This is a genomic window from Hamadaea sp., assembly GCF_013362815.1.
Lineage (GTDB): Bacteria > Actinomycetota > Actinomycetes > Mycobacteriales > Micromonosporaceae > Hamadaea.
This window is the reverse complement of the sequence record NZ_JABFVK010000036.1, coordinates 24,308-45,790: the sequence shown is the minus strand read 5'-3', so window position 1 is coordinate 45,790 and position 21,483 is coordinate 24,308. Positions and strand designations below refer to the sequence as shown.

Sequence of the window (21,483 nt, the reverse complement as noted above, 5' to 3'; positions counted from 1 at the left end):
GCGAAGGACGACGGACGAGATGACGCAGGCCCGGCTGCTGGGTGGCAGATACCAGGTCGGCGAGCTGCTCGGCTACGGCGGCATGGCGGAAGTGCACCGCGGGCGCGATCTCCGCCTCGGCCGGGACGTCGCGATCAAGATGCTCCGCACCGACCTCGCCCGGGACAACACCTTCCAGATGCGCTTCCGGCGGGAGGCGCAGAACGCGGCCGCCCTGAACCACCCCGCGATCGTCGCCGTCTACGACACCGGCGAGGAGCGCGCGCCGACCGGCGAAGCCCTGCCTTACATCGTCATGGAGTTCGTGCCGGGCCGGACGCTCAAGGAGGTGCTCGCCGCCGAAGGGCGGCTGATGCCCCGCCGGGCGCTCGAGATCACCGGCGACATCTGCGCCGCCATCGAGTTCAGCCACCGGCACGGCATCATCCACCGTGACATCAAGCCCGGCAACGTCATGCTGACGCCTCAGGGCCAGGTCAAGGTGATGGACTTCGGCATCGCCCGGGCGCTGGCCAGCGGTGCGACCACAATGACGCAGACCTCGGCGGTCATCGGCACAGCTCAGTACCTCTCGCCGGAGCAGGCGCGGGGCGAGGCGGTCGACGCCCGCTCCGACGTGTACGCCACTGGCTGCGTACTCTTCGAACTTCTGTGTGGGCATCCGCCGTTCGTCGGCGATTCGCCCGTCGCCGTGGCGTACCAGCACGTTCGAGAAGATCCGCCACCACCCTCGAACAGCAACCGGGACGTGACGCCGGACATCGACGCGGTCGTCCTGAAAGCTTTGGCGAAGAACCCCGCGAACCGTTACCAGTCCGCGGCCGAGATGCGCGCGGACGTGCTGCGCGCGGCGGCCGGGCGGCCGGTGCTCGCGACGCCGGTCCTGCGCGAGGACGAGACGCTGCCGCTCAACGCCTCGACGGCGCGGACGGCGGCCCGCAACGGCGCCCGAGTCGGTACGCCCAAGCGCAAGAAGACGTCGGGTGCGGTCATCGCGCTGCTGTCGTTCCTGGGCGTTCTCGCCGTCATCGCCGTGACCGTCGGCCTGGTGCTGCTCAACCAGCCCAAACGGATCGGGGTGCCGTCGGTCCTCGGCAAGACGTACGCGGAGGCCCAGTCCGAGCTGACCGCGCTCGGCTTCAAGACGAGCCCGGGTGAGCCGGTTACGAACGACACCTGTGACAAGGACAAGGTCGCCGACCAGACGCCGAAGGGCGGGCAGAAGGCCGACGCGAACTCGACGGTGACGCTGCGGGTCTGCACCGGACCGGGCCAGGTACAGGTGCCGAGCCTCGACGGCCTCACCAAGACGAGCGCCGAGTCGTTGCTGACTCAGTTCGGCCTCAAGGCGGAGTTCAAGCCGGTCGACAGCGACAAGCCGGTGGACTCGGTGCTGTCCTACACCCCGGGCAAGGGCACGACGGTCGAGAAGAACTCGACGGTCGTCGTGCAGATCTCCAAGGGCAACAAGGTCGTCGTGCCGAACGTCGTCGGCATGAAGGAGACCGAGGCGTGTGCCAAGCTCAAGGAAGCCGGCCTCACCTGCAGCATCGCGGACGGCAAGGCGGTCACCGATCCGGCGAAGGCCGACCTGGTCAGCAGCCAGAGCGTGAAGAAGGACTCGCTCGTCGAGCGGAACTCGACGGTGACGATCAAGGTGGACTACCTCGAGGACACCAACCCGACCGGCACCCCGTCGCCGACGACTAGCCCAAGCTGATCGGTCAGGCGGCGAAGGCGGCCAGGCGGCGTTCGTCGACCTCGGCCGCCAGCGTCTTCGCCGGCTCCAGGGCGTCCGGGAAGCCGTACGCGGCGAGCCAGTTCGCCAGCATGAGGTGACCGCCCTCGGTGAGCACCGACTCCGGGTGGAACTGGACCCCCTCGATCGGCAGCGTGCGGTGCCGCATGGCCATCACCACGCCATGGCTGCCGTCGGGGGCCACCGTCCAGCCGGTGACCTCGATCTCCTCCGGCAGCGTGGACTCCACCACCGCGAGGGAGTGATACCGCGTCGCGGTGAAGGGCTGCGGCAACCCTTCGAGTACGCCGACGTTGAGATGCGTAACCAGCGAGGTCTTACCGTGCAGGAGCTCGGGAGCCCGGTTGACGGTCGCCCCGAACGCCGCGCCGAACGCCTGGTGGCCGAGGCATACGCCGAAGATGGGGACGTCGCCGCCGAGTTCCCGGAGAACGTCGAGGCAGATCCCGGCGCTCTCGGGCGCGCCCGGGCCGGGGGAGAGCAGGATGCCGTCCGCGCCGAGCCGGCCGGCCTCGGCGACGGTGATCTCGTCGTTACGGCGTACGTCGCATTCGACGCCGAGCTGGCCGAGGTACTGGACCAGGTTGTAGACGAACGAGTCGTAGTTGTCGATCACCAGTACGCGCATGGTCACCCCGCCGTGGTCGTGGACGGAACCGAGGTCGCCGACGGACCGGGCGAGTGCGTAGGCGCCGGGTTGTTCGTCTCGGTGTCGTAGGGAATCACATCCTGGCCGGGGACGATCTCGCCGACCTGGACGTCGTCGAAGGGCAGCAGCGGCTCGGCCCAGGGGAAGGCGAAGAACCACAACAGGGCACAGATCCCAGCGACGGCGACGACGCTCGTCGAGATCCGGGCCCAGAGCGGTCCTGGCAGGTGGCGCCAGATCCACGCGTACATCTGCTCAGCCCTTCAGTTCCGCGGGCGGGCCGTCGGCCCGGGGCCGCTCCGATCCGTCGACCAGGGCGGCGTGAATGATCAACCGCTGGTAATTGTCCCACTTCGGGTTGCAGGTGGTCAGGGTCAGGAAGCGGTCCAGCGACACCGTCGGATTTCCGGGCGTGACATTGTCGTTGGTCGACTTGGCCGCCGCCTTGACCTCAGGCGGGTTGGGTGACACCACCTCGACCTGGGTCGGTTTGACGACGCGTGTCTTCACCACGGCGTACACGTACCAGGTCGTCCGGGTCTCGACCACGATCTTGTCGCCGACCTGCAGTTTGTCGAGGTCCCAGAAGACCGAGCGCATCCGGTGGCCGGCCATTGCGAAGTTGCCGCCCTGGCCCGGCATCGCGCTCTTCGGGTAGTGCCCGGGCGCGTACCGGATGTCGGCGGGGGTTACGCCCTGCACGACCACCCAATGCTTGTTCAGCCGGGGGATGTAGAGCCGGGCGATCGCGTTGCCCGGCGGCGGGGCCAGCGTGTTCGTCGCCGGCTGGCTCGGCGAGGCCGTCGGGGTGTCCCACGCCTGGGCCAGCTGCTGGTTCAGGTCGCTCTGGTGGGAGTCGACGATCGCTGCCTTGCCCCACACCTCGTACGCCGCGAACAACAGGAGCACGAGACCACACGTGATGAGCAGCTCGCCGGCCGTGCGCAGGGTCGTGCGGATCACCGATCCGACGGTCACCCGCGTGTAATCGGCGTACGCGGACGCGTAGACGTCCTTACGGCGTACCGCCCGGATCGGCGCGCCCGAGTCGTCCCGATCCCGTGGCGGTTTGCCGGACGGGTCCGCGTCCTCCGGGATCGCGTCGGGGATGCGGCCGATGAGCGAGGTCTCATCGATCCGGGGGATCACCGTTGTCGCGTCAGCGGCCGAAATGCGCGGGATGGTGGTGGTCGCGTCGTCCGCGACGGGCTGACCGCTCACTGGCGCGGCACTCACCGGTACGGGGTTCGTGGGCGCTGGGCTCGTCGGCGCCGCGCTGACGGGTGCCGGGCTCACCGGAGCCGGGCCGTCCGGTGCGGGGTTCGGCGCGGCCGGGACCACCGGCAGGACGGTCGTCGCGTCCGCAGCTTCGGGCCGAGGCTGCGCACTCGGGCCGGGGGAGGGCCGGGCGGCGGGGGTCGGCGACGGCGGGGTCTCCCCGGTGATCCGCGGGATGACCGTCGTCTCGTCGTTGGAATCGGGGGCGCGGTGCCGGCTCATCGGGCCACCTCGGCGTGGGTGAGATCGGTGGACCCCGTGTACGCGGGCGCGACGATCTCCGATTCGGAGACGACTTGGTAACCCAGCCCGTAATCGCGAACGGCGTCCTGGAAGGCGCGTACGCCCGGCTCGGCGTCGAGCGCAGCCCGCAGCCGGTTCGGGTCGCCGATGGCCTTGATGACGAAGGGCGGGGAGTACACCTGGCCCTCCAGCAGGATGGTGTTCCCTACGCAGCGGACGGCGCTCGTCGAGATGATGCGTACGCCCATGATCGTCATCGCCTCCGCGCCGCCCGCCCAGAGCGCGTTGACCACGGACTGGACGTCTTGCTGGTGCACGACGAGATCGTCGTTGGTGGCCCCGTCCGGGCGGCTGCCGTTCGCAGTGGCCGGCGCGTCGTTGAGGCGGACCGTGAGTCCGGGTCCCTTGAGTGCGGTCAGCCCGGCCGCCCGCCGGCGGGCCTCGGCCTGCGCCCGCGCTTGGGCGATCGGCGTGTCCGAGCCGGCCAGGTTGCCGGTGAGGTCGTCGACCTCCGACCGCAGCCGGGCGGCGGTCGCCTGTTCGCCCGCGATGCGAGCCTGTTGTTCAGTGATCACTTGTGCCATCTGAGGTCGCCGATCTTCCCGGAGATCGGTCCCCGAGGCGATGTTCGCGCTGGTGGTGAAGAGTATCCCGGCCGCGACCATGATCGCCGGTACGCCCACCGACCAGCCGAGGGACCGCCCGGATCGGCGGCGAGGCCGTAGGATACCCACCGCTCGTCCCACCGCCCGACGCCACGACGAGGAGCCGGATGTGTACTCCACCACTCCCCCTTCTCGTCATGGCGTGTCGATGTGACTACGCTAGCTGTTGAACATTATTCAGGCCGGTCCGCGCCGTCATCCTCCGGTGCGGTGACCCGGTCCCGGAATTCGGGTCAAACCAGCCCCAGGGAGAACTACGGTGCCGAAGTCGCAGGTCCGCAAGAAGAAGGTCTACACGCCGCCGACCGACGTGCGGCCCACCGCTGCGATGGCCGACAAGCGGCCGAGCCCGGTCTGGCTGCCGATCACCGCGGTGACGCTGATCGTTCTAGGCATCGCCTGGCTCGTCGTGTATTACCTCTCAGGTGGGACGTACCCGGTGCTGAGCTGGAATTACTGGAACATCGCGGTCGGTTTCGGCGCGATGGTCGTCGCGCTCGGCCTGCTCTCGAAGTGGCGTTGATCTAACCCTGGATCTACGAAAGGCCCCACAGCCGAGCTGTGGGGCCTTTGCGATCTATGCCGGATTAGTCAGTTTCGCCGGGGCAACGGCCTCGGGGGGCATCCCTGCGGCCCGCGGCCGATGAACAACGGGTACGCCGCCTGCTGGCACGACACCGGAGGGATCCCGAGCCACAACGTCGTCCAATCCCCGGTTGTGCCGAGGTTGGTCACAGTCCGTACTTTCACCTGCATCGGCGTGCTCCCGGCACCGGGCACCTGGACCTGGACGGCGGTGCTGGGCGAACTCGCCGGGATGGTCGTGGGCGCGCCGGCGATGTCGCGGCTGTAGCTCACCTCGTACGACGCGATCTGCTGACCGCTCGGGATGAATGCCGTGGTGAGCCCGCCGATCAGGGCGGTGGTGCCGTCGAGGTACGCGTACCCGGTCGGCGCGGACGGCCGCTGAGCGCAGCTGTAGATCCGGAAGTCGTCGGCGTACCAGTCGAACGAGTTGGTGCTGGAAGCGGTCCGCAGGACGAACCGGAACCGCACCTGCTGACCGGCGTACGCCGAGAGGTCGACCCGCTCGCCGACGAACCCCGGGCGCTGGGCCAGCCGTCCGGCCGCCGACCCGCCCAGGATCGGCGCGGCGGTCCAGGCTCCGTCGCCGACGCTCACCTGAAGGTCCACTCCGGCCAGCGAACTGGCGTCGAGGGTGGAGTGGGCGAAGTACAGGTAGCCGCCGCTCGGTGCGGTGACCGCGGTCGGCATCGTCGCCGTCGATCCGTCGCCGGTGTTGCTCGGTGTCCAGCCGTTCAGCGAGCCGTTCCCGTGGGCGGCGTACTGATAGGCGGCCGCCGTGGAGGGGACGTTCAGCCAGGTGCTGGAGTTGCTGAGCGTCCAGGTGCCGGCCTGCTCGAAGCCGTCGAAGTAGGCGGTGTCGTAGGGCTGGCCGGCCGACGGGCAGAGCGCTCCGAGGTTGTCGTTGGCGCTCGCGGCCATCGCGGTCGTGGCGACCGCAGCGTCGACGACCGCGCACTCGCTGCCGGTGAAGCCGAACTGGCCCACCAGCTGCAAGCAGGCGCTCCGCAGAGTCGCGCCGAGCGTCTGGTACCCCGCCGCCGACGGCAGCATGTGCATGACCCGCCACCAGAGCTGGGCGGACTTCGCGTTGCCGATGCCGTTCGGGCCGCCCGCGATCAGGTACGCCGCGTAGTTGGCCACGCCGGAGTTGGTGTGTACGCCACCGCTGTCGGCCGATCCGGTGTACCAGTAGGAACCGCCGACGGCCTGAGGCTGCCCGCGCAGCCCCGGGTTGTCCATGCTGCGCAGCGGCGGCTTGACATAGACGCCGGTCGGGAGATCCTCGCCGAGCTGCCACTTCAGGCTGGGGCTGGCCTCGTTCGCCGCCACGTACTGCTGGTCGACGAACTCGCCCATGATGTCCGAGAGCGCCTCGTTGATCGCCCCCGGCTGGTACGCGTACATCAGATGCGACGACCACTCGGTGATCGCGTGGGTGTACTCGTGCGCGACTACGTCGTCGACGGCGTACCCGGAGCCGAAGACGAACTGTGTGCCCTCCCAGAAGGCGTTTTCGAAGGGGCACTCGGCGATGTCGCAGACCCGGACGGTGGCCTGCAGCGGAGCGCCGCGGCCGTCGAACGAGTCGATCCCGAAGTTCTTCTTGTAGAAGTCATAGGTCGCACCGAGCATCTCGTACGCGCGGTTGACGTCGGCCACGGAACTGGCCGGGCCGTTCTCCCTGCGCGTCGTGGCCTGGAGGCCGAGCGCAGTCGACGGCGTGCAGCGGTAGGCCGCCTGATTACCGGTGTCCACGCCCCTTCCGCCGAGGTCGCAGACGGTCCGGCTCCGCGCGCTCTGCCGTTCCGACATCGTCAGCCGGGCCTTGCCGTCGAGCGCGTCCACGAGCACGGTCGCGACCTCGCCACCGCCGGTGGCGGTGATCTCGACCTGCCAGGTCGGGCGCAGGCTCGCCGCACCGGGCGCGCCGAGCAGCGTCGGGTCGTAGAGCGCGAGGTGCGGCGTACCCGCCTTCAGCAGCTCCGCCGTGAGGCCGGTGTCAGCCGCAGCTGCGGACAACGCCGTCGCCGCAGCGGTGGCCGCCGACACGGTCGCCTTGGTGCTGACCGGCGTACGCCCAGAGGTCTCGCCGATCGCCGACCGGACCTGCTTGCCGTGGCTGGTGACGACGAGCTGCCCGCCCAGGATCGGCAGACCGCCCGCCGTCTGCTGGTAGCGGTTGACCGTGTCGCCGCCGGGCAGCGCCTCGGACTGGGTCTTCGCCAGCGAATGAGCGGCGGTCAGGCCGAACGCGGCGGCGTATCGGGTGGCGAAGGCATCCGGACCGGCGGTCGTCAGCGACTTTCCGCTGGCGGCGGTGGCGGCGCTGACCGCGCCGTCGGCCGCCACGACGACGGTGCTCTTCCCGTTCGACGCGGTACGCAGTTCCCGGATGCCGGCTGCGGCCGACACCGATCCCTTAGGCGGGGTCTGGTTGCGCTGGCCGCCGTCGGTGGACGTGGCCGAGGCCGAGGTGCCGTCCGCTGCTGCGGGGTCTTCGGTGCTACTGGCGGCGGGGGCAGCAGGCGACAGGGTCGCTACGGGCGCGTCGTCGGGAACGGCGGCGGCCACGGCGACCCCGGCCAGCGCCACGCCCGCGGCGAGGAGCGCCACGCGGGTGCGTGTTCTCAAGGCTGGTCCTACGAGGGTGAGGGGTGAAGATTCCGCCCGAGTGTAAAGGTCGGAATCCATGCTCGGCTGCCCCGCCGCCGCCCACTGGACGGGCGGTCCTCGTAGTCTGACCGTACGCTGTGGCGAAGTCGACGTTACTGGCGGGTAACTAAGACGGTAGGCTGAGCCCTGCAGAATGCTGGGAGAGCCGAGCATAACGAGGAGTGGCGCATGGGCGGCGTGCAGATCGTCACCACGATCGGGGCTTTCGCGATCACCGCGGTCGCGGTCGTCCTGGTCGTCCGGGCGGTGCGCGGCATGCTGGCGGTGATCCGGCTGGGCCAGCCGGATCCGACGCGTTCTCAGAACAAGGGCGAGCGGACCAAGGTCATGCTCGCCGAGACCCTGGGCCACACGCGGATGCTGAAGTGGACTCCGGTCGGGATCGCGCACTGGTTCGTGATGATCGGCTTCATCGTCTTGTCGCTGCTGGTGCTGGAGGCCTACTGGGAGGTCGTCTCGCCGACCGGCGAGCTGCCGATCATCGGCGGCTGGGGGCTGTTCGGCCTGGCCACCGAGTGGATCGGCCTACTCGGCATTCCCGCGATCCTCTACCTGATGGCGGTACGCCTGACGAACCGGCCCAGCCGGCCGGGCCGCCGTTCCCGGTTCGCCGGTTCCACGATGTGGCAGGGCTACTTCGTCGAGTGGGTCGTCCTGCTGGTGCTGATCATGGGCATGCTCATCCGGGGCTTCAAGGCCGCCAACGATCACCTGCCCTACCCGGTCTGGGCGGCTCCGGTCAGCCACGCGCTCGGCGACATCTTGCCGGCCAGTGCGGCGGCGGTGTCGCTCGTGGCCATGGTCAAGATCGCCGTCTCGATGATCTGGGTCATCGTGATCAGCCTGAACCTCACGATGGGCGTGGCCTGGCACCGGTTCGCCGCGTTCTTCAACATCTTCTTCAAGCGCACTGGTACCGAGCGTCCGGCCCTAGGCGCGCTGAAGCCCATGACCGACAGCACGGGCGGGCCGCTGAACTTCGAGGAAGCTGACCCGGAGAAGGACCTGTTCGGCGTCGCTCAGGTCGAGCAGTTCACCTGGAAGGGCCTGCTCGACTTCACCACGTGTACGGAATGCGGCCGCTGCCAGTCGCAGTGCCCGGCGTGGAACACCGCCAAGCCGCTGTCGCCGAAGCTGCTCATCACCAGCCTGCGCGACCACGCGTACGCCAAGGCACCGTACCTGCTCGCCGACGAAAGCCACCGCGACCTCGACGTCCTCGCTCTGGCCCGAGCCGAAAGCGAGCGCCCGCTGATCGGCGGGGCCGACGTCAACGGGGTCATCGACCCGGACGTCCTCTGGTCGTGCACCACCTGCGGTGCCTGCGTCGAGCAGTGCCCGGTCGACATCGAGCATGTCGACCACATCGTCGACATGCGCCGCTACCAGGTGATGATCGAGTCCAGCTTCCCGGCCGAGGCCGGCGTCATGCTGCGCAACCTGGAGAACAAGGGCAACCCGTGGGGCGCGCCGCCGAACACTCGGGAGGACTGGACCAAGGGCCTGGACTTCCAGGTTCCCCGGGTCGCAGAGGGTGCCGAGTTCGAGTACCTGTTCTGGGTGGGCTGCGCCGGTGCGTTCGAGGACAAGGCCAAGAAGACCACCCGCGCGGTCGCGACGCTGCTGAACGAGGCGGGCGTCCAGTTCGCCATTCTCGGCAACAACGAGACCTGCACCGGTGACCCGGCGCGCCGGATAGGCAACGAGTTCGTCTTCCAGATGCTCGCCCAGCAGAACGTGGAGACGCTCAAAGAAGCCGGTGTCCTGAAGATCGTGGCGACCTGCCCGCACTGCTTCAACAGCATCGGCAACGAGTACCAGCAACTGGGCCTGGACGTCGAGGTCGTGCACCACACCGAGTTGCTGGCGCATCTGGTCAAGACGGGCAAGCTCACCCCGGTCCGCCCGGTCGACGGCGGCCTGACCTACCACGACCCGTGCTACCTCGGCCGGCACAACCGCGTGTTCACCCCGCCCCGCGAGGTGCTCGGCGCGGCCCTCGGCGAGCAGCCGGTACGCGAAATGCAGCGGACGATGGAGCGCTCCTTCTGCTGCGGCGCCGGCGGTGCCCGCATGTGGATGGAGGAGCGGATCGGCAAGCGGATCAACGTGGAGCGGACCGAGGAGGCCCTGGCCACCGGGGCGGCGACGATCGCCGTCGGCTGCCCGTTCTGCTCGACGATGATCACCGACGGGGTCAACACCGCCGGGGCGGGGGAGTCGGTCGAGGTCGTCGACGTCGCCACTGTTCTGCTGCGATCGGTCAAGCCCGAGCCGACCTCGGCACCGGCGGCCGCCGAGTAGCCGAGCGACCGGCTTGTAAGATCCACGTCATCGACGGTCTACTGCTCACGCTGCTGCTGCCACTGGTGCTCTTCGTGCTCCTGACGGCAGGCAACGCCTTCTTCGTGGCGGCGGAGTTCTCGCTGGTCACGGTGGACCGGGCGGAGATCGACGAGCTCGCCGAGTCCGGTGACAAACGGGCCCGGACGGTACGCCGGGCGCTGCGCGCGTTGAGCTTCCAGCTCTCCGGGGCGCAGCTCGGCATCACCATCACCGCGCTGCTCACCGGTTACATCGCCCAGCCGGCCTTCGACGTCCTGCTCTCCGGTCTGGGTCTGGGCAAGGCGGTCAACCACGCCATCGCGCTGATCCTCGCCACATTGCTGTCGATGCTCTTCGGCGAACTCGTGCCGAAGAATGCCGCCCTGGCTCGGCCGATGCCACTGGCGTTGCGTACCTCCGGACCGCTGCGGGTCTTCTCGCGTACCTTCACGTGGCTCATCGCGGCCTTGAACGGCAGCGCGAACTGGCTGGTCCGCCGGTTGGGCGTCGAGCCACAGGAGGAGCTCGCGAGCGCGCGGTCGCCGGAGGAGCTGGGCCTGCTCGCGGCGATCTCGGCACAGGCGGGCGCGTTGCCCTCGGACACTGCGCTGGTCCTCCAGCGGACGGTGCGCTTCGGCGAGAAGCGCGCGGCCGAGGCGATGACGCCGCGGGTCGACGTCGTGGGGCTGACCGCGACCGACACCGTGGCCGATCTGATCACGACCTCGATCGAGACCGGATTCACCCGCTTCCCGGTCTACGAGCAGACCCTCGACCAGGTCACCGGGGTGGTCGAGTTGACCGACGCGCTCGCGGTGCCGCCGCACCGGCGCGCGGTGACCAGCGTGAACGCCGTCGCGCGCGAGCCGGTGCTCGTCCCGGAGTCGCTGGACCTCGACGGAGTCTGGGAGGCGCTCAGCGCCGCCCGGGCCGAGCTGGCGATCGTGGTCGACGAGTACGGCGGCACCGACGGTGTGGTCACCCTGGAAGACCTGGTCGAGGAGATGGTCGGCGAGATCGCCGACGAGCATGACACCGACTGGGTCGACGTCGAGCTGACCGCGCCCGCCGACGCTCGCGAACATCTGGTCGACGGCGTGCTGCGCGAAGACGAGCTCCGCGAGCAGACCGGCTTCCGGCTGCCCGAGGGCCCTTACGAGACGCTCGCCGGCTTCCTCATGGCCCGGCTGGGCCACATCCCGAGCGTCGGCGAGACTGTACGCGAGAACGGCTGGGAGTTCACCGTCGTGGAGACCGACCGACACCGGGTCGAGCAGGTACGCGTCGTCCGCCCCGAATCCGACGAGGGTGACGACTCATGACCGGCCCTTGGCCGGTCACCGGCTCGCACAGTTTCAGGCATGCGAGCGCCGGCCGCAGGTCGGTGATCGCATGACCGGCATTTTGATCATGACCGTCTTGCTCCTCGGCAACGGGTTCTTCGTCGGTGCCGAGTTCGCGCTGATCGCCTCGCGGCGTACGGTGCTGGCTCCGATGGCAGAGAGCTCGCGCCGGGCCCGGTGGGCGCTCACAGCGATGGGGCAGATCCCGCTGATGATCGCGGGGGCGCAGCTCGGCATCCAGATCTGCTCGATCCTGCTGGGCGCGATCGCCGAACCGGCCATCGCCCACCTGCTGGAGACGCCGTTCGAGCTGGTCAACCTGCCGGAGCAGCTCGTGCACCCGGTCTCCTTCGTGATCGCGCTGACCATCGTCGTCTACTTGCACACCGTCCTCGGCGAGATGGTGCCGAAGAACATCACGCTGGCCGGGCCGGAGGCCTCGGTGGTCTGGCTGGGCCCGCCGATGCTGCTGTTCTGCACGGTGACCAAGCCGCTACTGGTCGTCATGAAGTGGCTGTCCCGGCGAGTCCTGAAGCTCTGGCGGATCGACGCGGTGGACTCGGTGAAGTCGGTCTTCACCGCGGAGGAGCTCGCCGGTCTCGTCACCCAAGCTCGCTCGGAAGGCCTGCTCGATCCGGAGCAGCACGCCCGGATCTCCGGCGCGCTGGCGATGCATCAGCGTACGGCGGGCGACGCATTGCGGCCCTGGGCCGAGGTGGACCTGGTCACCGACGACACGTCGCCCGCGTCCCTGGAGGTGCTGGCCACTCGGACCGGCCGGTCCCGGTTCCCGGTCGTGCAGCGGCTCAATCGCCGGGTGCTGGGCTTCGTCCACATCAAGGACGTGATCGGCATGAGCGGAGCGGCCCGGCGGGCGCCGATCCCGTCCGACGTGATCCGGCCGCTCGCCATCGTGCCGCCCGAGCGCAGCCTGGCCGAGCTGCTGCTCGCGATGCGGCGCGAACGCCGGCACATGGTCCTGGTCAGCGACGGTCAGCGCCCGATCGGCGTGGTGACCTTGGACGACGTGCTGGCGGCGGTCTCCGGCCGCTGAGCGCCACTGCCGGTTCCCAGCTGCCGTCGAGTCTGGTTGACCGCGAGTAAACGGGCGTGAGCAGGGTGAAGTTTCCTCACGGACGGCTTGCGTACGCCGAACGCCCGCCCCTAGGGTGGTGAGCTGTGCCCCACCCCCGCACTCTCTACCGTGGACTGATTACGGCCCTCGGCGTACTGATCATCGGACTCGTGCCCTCGACGGTCTATGCCGCCCCCAGCGTGGCCGAGATCGAGAAGCAGATCAACGAGGCCTGGGAGAAGCTCGAGCCCGCGATCGAGCAGTACAACAAGGTCCACAGCGACCTGACCAAGAACCAGAAGAAGGTGCGTGATCTGCAGAAGAAGATCGCGCCCCTCAGCCTTCAGGTGCAGGTCTCGCTGGGACAGGTCAACGACATGGCCGGGGCCTACTACATGACCGGGCCCGCTTCGCGGCTGACCGGTCTGCTGACCGCCAAGTCGCCCGACCAGTTCCTCGATCAGCTCACGACGCTGGAGCAGATCGCTCAGACGCAGCAGGCCGCGATCAAAGGTGTCGCCGCGCAGCGGGACGTCTACGACTCGCAGAAGACGCAGCTCGACACCTTGGTAGCCACGCTCGCCCAGCAGGACGCAGCGCTGGCTGCGCAGAAGACGTCGATTCAGGCCGAGATGGACCGCCTGCAGAAGCTGCGCATCCAGGCGTACGGGTCGTCGACGGTGGGCGGCAGTCTCCGGATCGGGGTGTGCCCGCCGGTGCTTCCGGGTGGAGCGCGCGCGGTCGCGGTCAAGAAGGCATGCTCGCTCATCGGCAAGCCCTACGTCTGGGCTGCCGACGGCCCGAACTCCTATGACTGCTCCGGCCTGACGAAGGCGGCGTGGGCGGCGGCCGGAAAGAGCCTGGAGCATTTCACCGGAGCGCAGTGGAACGAGTCGCATTACGTGTCGCGAAGTTCGCTCCAGCCTGGCGACCTAGTGTTCTTCTACTCCGATCATCATCACGTCGGGATCTACGTCGGCAACGGGCTCATGGTGCATGCCCCGCACAGCGGTGACTATGTGCGAATGGCGTACATATCGAATATGCCGATCAGCCCCAGCGGGACCCGTTCGGTCCTTTAACGGACAATTGTGCCGATTTTCGGCACAATTGTCGGGGTGAAGGGTCTCCGTCTCACGCTGGGCAGCGGAGTCGGCCTGCTGGCCGTCCTCCTCGCGACCGTCCCGGCTCCCGCCAGCCCGACCGCCGACGTACGCACCCCGGACCAGCGCCGGGCCGCCGGTGAACCGGTCACCCTCCGGTACGCCTTCGACGCCGGTCTGGCCGACCCGATCTGGGACGCCGACCGGACGCTGCGGTTGCATCCGGTCGGGGTGATGGGCGGCGCGCTGACCGCCAAGGCCCGGGCCGGGACGGTGGCCGTCGGGTATCCGTCGGTGTGCCAGGTTCAGGAGGCCGATTGCCCGCGCGTCGTCTTGGAGAGCGACCCTGCCGCGTGGCTGAATCCGGGGCAGGCCGATGTCTCGTGGGGCGCGCAGGTGCTCCTGGAATCACAGAACACCAGCGACGGCGAGAACGTCGTGCAGAAGGGCTTCTCGACCCAGGGTACGCAGTACAAACTGCAAGTGGATCACTTGGGCGGACTGCCGAGCTGCGTCGTCGCCGGGCTGGTTTTCGGGGTGAATCGCATCTATGTCGCGCAGTGGCGTCGCACGGTCGCCGACGGTGCCTGGCATCGCCTGGATTGCGTACGCCGAAGCACCGGACTGGCGTTGTTCGTGGACGGTGAATTGCGGGCGAGCACCGCTATTCCGGCACAGCTGTCCATTGTGAATGGTGATCCGCTCCGGTTGGGCGGTAAGGGGATCGGTCCCTGGAACGACCAGTTTCACGGCATTCTGGACGACGTCTACGTCACGGTCGGTTAGACCATTGACTACACATTGAAGTGCGTGCTAGTCCCGGGTTGCGGTTCGATAACGCGCGACTTTAGAGTCATCGAGGCGCAGGAAGTCGGTCGGCCATCCGGGGCGGCCCCTAGCGCCGCCGCCGAACCGCGACGACTGCCGCGGACCGGGGACCCAGGTAAGTGAAGGCCGCACGGCCTCAGGGGTGAATCCGCGTCAGCGGTAGCGCATCTTCCAGCGCGAACCCGGCAGCTAACCCGGTAGGCGGTGAGGGCGACCCGAACGCCCTCGGTGGAAGAGGAGACCCACCCAAGGTGGCCAGCCATCCCACCCGCAAGACACGTGCCCTGATCACTCTCGCGCTCTCCGTCGTCGCGACGATGGGAATGCTGCTCAGCAGTGAGGCCGTCCGAGCGGACCCGTCGGTCAGCGCGCTGGAGAAGCAGATCGACGACGCCTGGAACAAGCTCGAGCCCGTGCTGGAACAGCACAACGACACCAAAGAGAAGCTCACCGCCGAGCGCAAGCGGCTGGAAGGGCTGAAGAAGCAACTCGACCCGCTGGAGCTGGAACTGCACGTGGCCAGCGCCCGCGTCGGTGAGTTCGCGGCGTACCTCTACACCGGCGGTAGCACCACCGAGCTGAACGCCCTGCTCAGCGCCAAGTCGCCGACCGACGTCACCGACCAGCTCGTGATGCTCGACCAGTTCTCCCGCATTCAGCGCGACAAACTGGCCGACGTCATCGCCAAGCGCAACGACTTGACGGAGAAGCGCAAGCCGATCGACGACAAGATCGCCGCGCTCGCCGAGGCCGAGAAGACGCTCAACGACCAGGCCAAACAGCTCAACGGCCAGATCAAAACCTTGCAGACCCAGGTTCAGAAGTTGTACGCGACGACAGGCGGACTCGGTAGCCTGCGTCCGGCGCCGTGCCCTTCGACCTACCCGGGTGGCAAAGCCGCCACCGCCGCGAAGTACGCCTGCGCCCAGATCAGCAAGCCCTACGTGTGGGGTGCCGACGGTCCCGGCTCATTCGACTGCTCAGGTCTGACGATGGCGGCGTGGCGGGCGGCCGGCATCTCGCTGCCGCACAACGCCAAGTCGCAGTGGAACTCGGTGCAGCACGTGTCCCGAGCCAACCTCCGCATCGGAGACCTCGTCTTCTACTACTCCGACATCCACCATGTCGGCATGTTCGTCGGCAACGGCTGGATCGTGCACGCGTCCAGAGCCGGCGTACCGATCATGATGAGAAAGATCGACGCCGCACCGATCTACGGCTACGGCCGTCCGTACGGCTCCTGACTTTTCCGTAGGGGCCCGCTGTCCGGCGGGCCCCTACGGGACAGTCACCTAGCTCGCGCGACGGAGAGCCGGACCCGTCGCGACGGCGATGTCTCCGAGCCGCCGCCCGACGAGCATGATCTTCATGACTCGCCTCTCGTTCGCCCTCTTCGGACTGCTTCTCTCCGGGCTGCTGACCATCGTCGGTCACCTCGACGGCGACGGCCTGTCGCCGTGGGAGCACACCATCAGCGACTACGCCGCCGCCGATCGTGGCGGTGCGGTCGAAACCGCCATGGCGCTCGCCGCCCTTGCGACCCTGGGCCTGCTTCCGTCGCTCTATCGATCGCATCGGCTGGCCACGGTCTTGCTGAGCGTCTGGAGCGGCGCCCTGTTGGTCGCGACCGTCGTGCCCACCGATCCGGTCGGTGAAGCCCTCAGCGCAGCCGGCTACCTCCACCGGTACGCCTCCACCGTCGCGTTCGCCGCGCTGCTCGCCGCCGGGCTGCGCCTCGGCTTCCGTCGACTCACCGGCGTCGGAATGGCCGGCGGACTGGCCATGCTGGCCTCCACCTACCTGCTCCACCGGTACGCCATCGGCCTCACCGAGCGCGTCATGGCCGCCGCCGAACTCGGCATGCTGATCGTGCTGGCCGGGCGGCTCCTGCGCGCCGCCGTTCCGGCCCCCACTGCGGCACTCGCCCGACTGTGAGTTCCCACCAGATCAGGGTTATGGGTCGAATCTTGGCCCAAGATTCGACCCATAACCCTGATCTTCACCGAATGCGGGCTACATACGAAAGCCCAGGTTCGGGATCACGTCCCTGACCTGGGCTTTTCGTCTGGAGCGGGTGAAGGGAATCGAACCCTCACTGTCAGCTTGGGAAGCTGATGTTCTGCCATTGAACTACACCCGCAGGCGGCGCAACTCTATCAGGTCGTCCCCGGACACGCGCAATCCCGGCATCCGATGATCGGCTGATGCCGATGCCGCGATGATGATCCATCGCCAGCGACAGTCACGGCCGAGCGCACTATTCTCGACCGCGATCGATCCTCCGTAGCGTCCGAGAGACCCCCGATCCCGGGGCGCACTGTCGCGACACGACTACCGGCGTGTCGTGGGGAGGAGATGGCATGGCAGACGCAGGGCGTACGCCCAGGAAGCGTGCGGCTGGACTCGCGGTGGCCGCCGCGGCCGCCTTCGTGCTGAATGCTTCACCGGTCGCTGTGGGCGCGTTCGCCGCGTCTTCGGCGGCCTGTTACAACCCGGTCGCCACCGGGGCGGCCGACGCGAAGGCCAAGCCGGGCAGCGCGGCGAAGGCCGACCCGAACGAGCTGACCGCGGCGCAGACCGATGCCCGCGAGAAGGAGACCAACGCCCTGCTCAAGGGCAAGGGGAAGAAGCCGGGGGCGACCACGGCCGCCGCGACGATCACGATTCCCGTGATCGTGCATGTGATCAGCTCGGACGGTACTCGGGCGAACGGCAACATCCCCGACAACCTGATCACCGCTCAGCTGGACGTGCTCAACAAGTCGTACGCCGGCGTCTACGGCGGTTCGGCGACGGCCTTCCAGTTCCAGCTGGTGAAGGTCCACCGGGTGGTCAACTCGGCGTGGTACCCGATCGTCTACGGCTCGCAGGGCGAGAAGGACATGAAGGCGGCGCTGCGCGAGGGCGACGCCGGGACGCTCAACATCTACACCGGTCTGCTGAGCGACGATCTGCTCGGCTGGGCGACCTTCCCGACCCGGAAGCTGTCCACTTCAGACGGTGTGGTGATCCTGGCGGAGTCGGTCCCCGGTGGGACGGCGACCCCCTACAACGAGGGTGACACGGCGACGCACGAGATCGGCCACTGGCTGAACCTGTACCACACGTTCCAGGGTGGCTGCTCGAAGACCAACGACAAGGTCTCGGACACGCCGGCCGAGCAGTCGGCCGCGTTCGGTTGCCCGGTCGACCGGGACACGTGCTCGGCGTCGGGTGTCGACCCGATCCACAACTTCATGGACTACACCGACGACGCCTGCATGTACGAGTTCACCGCAGGCCAGGCCCAGCGGATGCTCGACGGCTGGACGGCGTACCGCGCCTGACGAGGAGCTCGCCGCGTCGGTGACTGCGAGGCCGACGCGGCGAGACAACGGGGGATTGGGTTCGGAGCCGGGGGGCGTCAGGCCGCGATCACATCCCGCAGCAAGGCGGGAACATGCCCGCGTCGCCAGCCACGGCGGCGCGGGCTTCGCCGTTCGGGTGGGGATTCGCGCCAGACCTGGGCGACCCCGGAGCGGGCCCGGCCGTCGCTGGTGGGGCCCATGGGGGAGTGCAGCATCGCGACCTCGACGTCGAGTTCGAACAGCCGCCAGTCGACGGAGTCGTCCGCGCCTGCGCGAGCGGCGATGCGGGCGATCACGTCCGGGTCCTCGACCGGACGGGCCGTCCCGGTCAGGTACGCCTCGACGTCGGTTTCCTCAGCCGGGAAGGCGTGCAGCGCGTATCGGCCGTCGCGTTCGAGGTCGCGGCGTTTCGGTGAGTCGATGAGGAAGCAGTAGGCACCCTCGGTGGTGATGAGCGGAGAAACGGGGTGCACCCGCGGGCCGCCGTCGGACCGGACCGTGGCGAGGTAGCCCAGTCCTGGGCCGTACTGGTGGAACAGCGCACGGATCTGCGCGGCGAGCCGGGGAGAGGCCGCGGCGAACTGCGTCCAGGAAGCCATACGACGATTCTATAGAACAGACGTACGAACACCTAGCCGAAACGCCGAGCCGACGCGCAAGTAGTACATAAGGGCTGGGTTAGAGTGCCAGGGTGCTGCTTTCCGACCGCGACCTCGTCTCCGAGCTGAAGAACGGCAACCTCGTGCTCGATCCCTTCGAGCCCGATCTCGTTCAGCCGTCGAGCATCGACGTGCGCCTCGACCGGCACTTCCGGGTCTTCAACAATCACCTCTACACGCACATCGATCCAGCCGTCCAGCAGGACGAGCTGACGGCGTGCGTCGAGGTGGACGACGACCAGCCCTTCGTGCTGCATCCCGGCGAGTTCGTCCTGGCCTCCACGCTCGAGGTGGTCACCCTGGGCGAGCAGCTCGCGGGCCGGCTCGAAGGCAAGTCGTCGCTCGGCCGGCTCGGCCTGCTCACCCACTCCACCGCCGGCTTCATCGACCCCGGCTTCTCCGGCCACGTCACGCTCGAACTCTCGAACGTGGCAAATCTGCCGATCAAGCTGTGGCCCGGCATGAAGATCGGCCAGCTCTGCCTCTTCCAGCTCTCGTCGCCGGCCGAACACCCCTACGGCTCGTCCGTCTACGGCTCGCGCTACCAGGGGCAGCGCGGCCCGACGCCGAGCCGTTCGTGGCAGAACTGGCGGACCTGGCCCACGCGCTGACTCACGCGCCGAACATCTCGCGGCAAGGATCCAGACCTTCAATCTCCACTGGTACGCGTGAATGCTGCGACCAGCGTTCGCGGGTGAGTCGCAGCCGACGGGAGATGGTGGGCGCGCCGCGTACGGCGTCGACCTGGATGCCGTCGGGCTGGTAGCCCAGCTTCTCCGAGACACGCAGCGACGAGTGGTTGTCGAGGAACGCAGCCGAGCAGGCGCTCAACGCGTCGAGGCCGTCGAAGGCGAGCGCGAGGACGGCGGTGCGCATCTGCGTACCGAGACCTTGGCCGTGGAACCGGCGGCCCAGCCACGACCAGCTGCGTACTTCCCGGGTGACTGCGAACTCCCGGGCACTCAAGATCTGGCGACCGACGGGTTCACCGTCGCGGAAGGCGACCAGGCCGAGACTCCAATCGCCCGGCCGCCATTGACCGAGTTCGGCGAGTGCACTCAGGATGACGTGCCGTCCGACGTCCGATTGCTGCGTCCACGGGTGCATGAACGGCATGACTCCCGGATCGTGCACACCTTCACCGGCGACGTCCCCCAGACGGGCGAGCTCCGGCAAGTCCGGCAGCCGCAGCTCAAGATCGGGCGTACGCACCCGTAAGCCGTACAACGGGAGGTGATCTACCAGCATCGGGTCATCCTTGAGGCTGACTCGTGCGCGGGCAACCGGATAATGACGCCCCCCTCCTCCGCCCGGTCAGAATGAGGTCGTCTGTCGGGTCAACCTCATCGTCGTAGCCGCCGCGATCCGGCATGCTAATTGCCGTACTCGAACGACTGCTGTGGTCGTCTCGCCGGCCACTTACCCCAGGCACCCGCGCCGGCGTCGGCGCGGCCGCCATCCTGCTCTTTTTCCTGGCCGTCCTGGAGTGGGCCGACGGCGACGAACCGCACTACATCGGCTTGATGGCGACGGCGCCCTTCTTGGCGGCCGCCTTCGCGCCGTGGCGATCGGTGCTGGTCGCGGGCGGTCTGGCCACCGGGCTCGGGACCGTCTTCGCCGTCATGGGCGGTGCGCGGGGGCAGACCACCCTTCTCAACGTCATCGGCATCGCCCTCGCGACCGGCCTCGCGGCCGCGGCCGCGGCGGTACGCCAGAAGCAGGCCGAGCGGATCGCCGAGCTGTCCCACCTCGCGATGATCGCCCAGCAGGCGGTGCTGCGTCCGTTGGGTCCCACCGTCGGCGGGCTGTCGATCGCGGGCCGATACATCTCCGCTACTGCAGCGGCCGACATCGGGGGCGACCTGTTCGAGGCGGTGGAGACGGCCTACGGCGTACGCATCATCGTCGGCGATGTCCGGGGCAAGGGCCTCGATGCCGTCCGCCTGGCGAGCATCGTGCTCGGCTCTTATCGGCACGTGGCGTACGACCGGGCCGATCTGCGGGCCATCGTGGCCGACCTCGATCGGGCAGTCGCCCGGAGCGTCGGCGAGGAGGACTTCGTCACCGCGGTGCTCGTCGAGGAACGCGGCGGGACGCTGACCGTCGTGAACTGCGGCCATCCCGCGCCTCTGCTGCTGCGGCGGGGCAACGTCATCCCGCTCGAACCGCCGTCACCCGCGCCGCCGCTGGGTTTCCTGCCCTCGGTCAAGGCTCGGGTGGAACGTTTGGAACCCGGCGACCGGCTGCTGATCTTCACCGACGGACTCGCCGAGGCTCGCCGGGACGGCCGGTTCTTCCCGATCGCGGAGCGCGCCTGGCGGCTGCTCGGCCACGGCACCGTCGGCGACGGACTTGCCTCGGTCGAGACCGCGCTGGTCGAGTGGGTGCACGGCCGGCTGGACGACGACATCGCGCTCGTCCTGCTCGAATACACCGGTCCACAGCCCGGCGGGCCCATGCCGAGTTGGGAGGTCGGAACTGCGCCGTCGACCCCGGCCCGGTCGGCTCCCCACGACGGCGGTTCACCACCGCGGACGCCCTTGCCCGGTCTGCCCCCCGATCGGCCCGACGCCGGTCCGATTCAGCCGAGCGGTCCGCGCTCTACGCGTACCGCTTAAGAGACGAGACGAGCCGCGCGCACCCGACGGGCCTCAGCCATCGTGAAGGCCGCAGGCAATGCGCTCGGCGCGCGGTGACGGCCGATGTAGCGCGCGGGCGTCCGGCTGTCGAAAAGCCGGGCGATGATCACCTTCATGGTCGGTTCCTCCCCTGTCGAGTCACTCTCAGGAACGAAAGCCCCCGAAGAAGGTGACGGGTGAGACGGCGTGTCGAGTTGCCCTGGTCCAGCGGAACCTACTCATTTTTCCGGCTTATGGGATGAAACAGACATCGTCTCCGAGAGTGCGCAGTGATTTCTTCGTGACCGGTTACCGCCGAGTAATGTTTGC

At 68.5% G+C, this 21,483-nt stretch carries 20 protein-coding genes, 1 tRNA gene and 1 riboswitch; of the genes, 12 read left to right on the top strand and 9 right to left on the bottom strand.

From position 1 onward, the window contains the following. Positions 1-19: 19 nt before the first annotated feature. Positions 20-1,720 carry a Stk1 family PASTA domain-containing Ser/Thr kinase gene (gene pknB / locus HOV77_RS18465; RefSeq protein ID WP_290863658.1) on the top strand — a complete coding sequence of 567 codons (1,701 nt, stop codon included), beginning with the start codon at positions 20-22 and terminating at the stop codon, positions 1,718-1,720. Between the two features lie 4 nt (positions 1,721-1,724). Here the strand turns inward: pknB and HOV77_RS18460 are convergent, their stop codons facing one another. The 4 genes from HOV77_RS18460 to HOV77_RS18445 are packed head-to-tail and all read right to left on the bottom strand — an operon-like array spanning position 1,725 to position 4,714. Further along, the gene (locus tag HOV77_RS18460; protein ID WP_290863655.1) at positions 1,725-2,387 is read right to left on the bottom strand and encodes an aminodeoxychorismate/anthranilate synthase component II; all 663 of its coding nucleotides are present in this window, start codon (positions 2,385-2,387) and stop codon (positions 1,725-1,727) included. Between the two features lie 2 nt (positions 2,388-2,389). Beyond that, positions 2,390-2,659 (bottom strand): hypothetical protein, encoded by a 270-nt coding sequence (locus HOV77_RS18455; RefSeq protein ID WP_290863654.1) that lies wholly within the window; start codon positions 2,657-2,659, stop codon positions 2,390-2,392. 4 nt (positions 2,660-2,663) lie between these two features. Further along, on the bottom strand, positions 2,664-3,908 hold the full coding sequence (locus HOV77_RS18450; RefSeq protein ID WP_290863653.1) for a class E sortase: 1,245 nt from the start codon (positions 3,906-3,908) through the stop codon (positions 2,664-2,666). Beyond that, entirely contained in the window at positions 3,905-4,714 is an 810-nt protein-coding gene (locus tag HOV77_RS18445) for a DUF881 domain-containing protein (RefSeq protein WP_290863652.1), read from the bottom strand. The genes HOV77_RS18450 and HOV77_RS18445 overlap by 4 nt, the downstream gene beginning before the upstream one ends. Positions 4,715-4,853: 139 nt before the next feature. Between HOV77_RS18445 and HOV77_RS18440 the strand changes: the two genes are divergently transcribed. Then, positions 4,854-5,117, top strand: coding sequence for a cell division protein CrgA (locus tag HOV77_RS18440; RefSeq protein ID WP_290863651.1), 264 nt, complete (start codon positions 4,854-4,856; stop codon positions 5,115-5,117). Positions 5,118-5,185: 68 nt separating this feature from the next. On the opposite strand, the gene HOV77_RS18435 is transcribed toward HOV77_RS18440, so the two are convergent. Then, entirely contained in the window at positions 5,186-7,813 is a 2,628-nt protein-coding gene (locus HOV77_RS18435) for a M4 family metallopeptidase (protein WP_290863650.1), read from the bottom strand. A 210-nt stretch (positions 7,814-8,023) separates the two neighbouring features. Here HOV77_RS18435 and HOV77_RS18430 point away from each other — a divergent pair, with 210 nt between their 5' ends. The 7 genes from HOV77_RS18430 (at position 8,024) to HOV77_RS18400 (ending at position 16,464) form a co-directional block, all read left to right on the top strand. Beyond that, positions 8,024-10,159 carry a (Fe-S)-binding protein gene (locus HOV77_RS18430; RefSeq protein WP_290863649.1) on the top strand — a complete coding sequence of 712 codons (2,136 nt, stop codon included), beginning with the start codon at positions 8,024-8,026 and terminating at the stop codon, positions 10,157-10,159. A 56-nt stretch (positions 10,160-10,215) separates the two neighbouring features. Beyond that, entirely contained in the window at positions 10,216-11,502 is a 1,287-nt protein-coding gene (locus tag HOV77_RS18425; RefSeq protein ID WP_290863657.1) for a hemolysin family protein, read from the top strand. A 70-nt stretch (positions 11,503-11,572) separates the two neighbouring features. Further along, positions 11,573-12,577, top strand: coding sequence for a hemolysin family protein (locus HOV77_RS18420; protein ID WP_290863648.1), 1,005 nt, complete (start codon positions 11,573-11,575; stop codon positions 12,575-12,577). A 125-nt stretch (positions 12,578-12,702) separates the two neighbouring features. Then, complete coding sequence (locus HOV77_RS18415) at positions 12,703-13,680, top strand: C40 family peptidase (RefSeq protein WP_290863647.1); 978 nt, start codon at positions 12,703-12,705, stop codon at positions 13,678-13,680. A 36-nt stretch (positions 13,681-13,716) separates the two neighbouring features. Further along, positions 13,717-14,487, top strand: coding sequence for a LamG-like jellyroll fold domain-containing protein (locus tag HOV77_RS18410; protein ID WP_290863646.1), 771 nt, complete (start codon positions 13,717-13,719; stop codon positions 14,485-14,487). A gap of 119 nt (positions 14,488-14,606) precedes the next feature. Then, positions 14,607-14,733: riboswitch (cyclic di-AMP (ydaO/yuaA leader) on the top strand. A 47-nt stretch (positions 14,734-14,780) separates the two neighbouring features. Beyond that, positions 14,781-15,773, top strand: coding sequence for a C40 family peptidase (locus HOV77_RS18405; RefSeq protein ID WP_290863645.1), 993 nt, complete (start codon positions 14,781-14,783; stop codon positions 15,771-15,773). A gap of 124 nt (positions 15,774-15,897) precedes the next feature. Further along, on the top strand, positions 15,898-16,464 hold the full coding sequence (locus tag HOV77_RS18400) for a DUF998 domain-containing protein (protein ID WP_290863644.1): 567 nt from the start codon (positions 15,898-15,900) through the stop codon (positions 16,462-16,464). Positions 16,465-16,595: 131 nt separating this feature from the next. Here HOV77_RS18400 and HOV77_RS18395 read toward each other — a convergent pair. Then, a tRNA-Gly gene (locus HOV77_RS18395) sits at positions 16,596-16,669 on the bottom strand. 220 nt (positions 16,670-16,889) lie between these two features. Here HOV77_RS18395 and HOV77_RS18390 point away from each other — a divergent pair. Next, positions 16,890-17,855, top strand: a complete 966-nt coding sequence (locus tag HOV77_RS18390) for a zinc metalloprotease (protein ID WP_290863643.1) — start codon at positions 16,890-16,892, stop codon at positions 17,853-17,855. Positions 17,856-17,932: 77 nt separating this feature from the next. Here the strand turns inward: HOV77_RS18390 and HOV77_RS18385 are convergent, their stop codons facing one another. Further along, on the bottom strand, positions 17,933-18,475 hold the full coding sequence (locus tag HOV77_RS18385) for a pyridoxamine 5'-phosphate oxidase family protein (protein ID WP_290863642.1): 543 nt from the start codon (positions 18,473-18,475) through the stop codon (positions 17,933-17,935). 92 nt (positions 18,476-18,567) lie between these two features. Here HOV77_RS18385 and dcd point away from each other — a divergent pair, with 92 nt between their 5' ends. Further along, entirely contained in the window at positions 18,568-19,146 is a 579-nt protein-coding gene (gene dcd, locus HOV77_RS18380; RefSeq protein WP_290863641.1) for a dCTP deaminase, read from the top strand. Between the two features lies 1 nt (position 19,147). Here the strand turns inward: dcd and HOV77_RS18375 are convergent, their stop codons facing one another. Beyond that, a complete protein-coding gene (locus HOV77_RS18375) occupies positions 19,148-19,783 on the bottom strand; it encodes a GNAT family N-acetyltransferase (protein WP_290863640.1) in 636 nt (211 codons plus the stop codon). A gap of 122 nt (positions 19,784-19,905) precedes the next feature. Here HOV77_RS18375 and HOV77_RS18370 point away from each other — a divergent pair, with 122 nt between their 5' ends. After that, positions 19,906-21,153, top strand: coding sequence for a PP2C family protein-serine/threonine phosphatase (locus HOV77_RS18370; RefSeq protein WP_290863639.1), 1,248 nt, complete (start codon positions 19,906-19,908; stop codon positions 21,151-21,153). Here the strand turns inward: HOV77_RS18370 and HOV77_RS18365 are convergent. Continuing rightward, positions 21,150-21,290 (bottom strand): hypothetical protein, encoded by a 141-nt coding sequence (locus HOV77_RS18365; protein WP_290863638.1) that lies wholly within the window; start codon positions 21,288-21,290, stop codon positions 21,150-21,152. The two genes, HOV77_RS18370 and HOV77_RS18365, sit on opposite strands and share 4 nt — an antisense overlap. Between the last annotated feature and the right edge of the window lie 193 nt (positions 21,291-21,483).

Bases quoted from the DNA above. Each gene is read 5' to 3' on its own strand.
- pknB (WP_290863658.1), top strand. From the start codon at position 20: ATGACGCAGGCCCGGCTGCTGGGTGGCAGATACCAGGTCGGCGAGCTG.
- HOV77_RS18460 (WP_290863655.1), bottom strand. From the start codon at position 2,387: ATGCGCGTACTGGTGATCGACAACTACGACTCGTTCGTCTACAACCTG.
- HOV77_RS18455 (WP_290863654.1), bottom strand. From the start codon at position 2,659: ATGTACGCGTGGATCTGGCGCCACCTGCCAGGACCGCTCTGGGCCCGG.
- HOV77_RS18450 (WP_290863653.1), bottom strand. From the start codon at position 3,908: ATGAGCCGGCACCGCGCCCCCGATTCCAACGACGAGACGACGGTCATC.
- HOV77_RS18430 (WP_290863649.1), top strand. From the start codon at position 8,024: ATGGGCGGCGTGCAGATCGTCACCACGATCGGGGCTTTCGCGATCACC.
- HOV77_RS18420 (WP_290863648.1), top strand. From the start codon at position 11,573: ATGACCGGCATTTTGATCATGACCGTCTTGCTCCTCGGCAACGGGTTC.
- HOV77_RS18400 (WP_290863644.1), top strand. From the start codon at position 15,898: ATGACTCGCCTCTCGTTCGCCCTCTTCGGACTGCTTCTCTCCGGGCTG.
- HOV77_RS18390 (WP_290863643.1), top strand. From the start codon at position 16,890: ATGGCAGACGCAGGGCGTACGCCCAGGAAGCGTGCGGCTGGACTCGCG.
- HOV77_RS18385 (WP_290863642.1), bottom strand. From the start codon at position 18,475: ATGGCTTCCTGGACGCAGTTCGCCGCGGCCTCTCCCCGGCTCGCCGCG.
- HOV77_RS18375 (WP_290863640.1), bottom strand. From the start codon at position 19,783: ATGCTGGTAGATCACCTCCCGTTGTACGGCTTACGGGTGCGTACGCCC.
- HOV77_RS18370 (WP_290863639.1), top strand. From the start codon at position 19,906: ATGCTAATTGCCGTACTCGAACGACTGCTGTGGTCGTCTCGCCGGCCA.
- HOV77_RS18365 (WP_290863638.1), bottom strand. From the start codon at position 21,290: ATGAAGGTGATCATCGCCCGGCTTTTCGACAGCCGGACGCCCGCGCGC.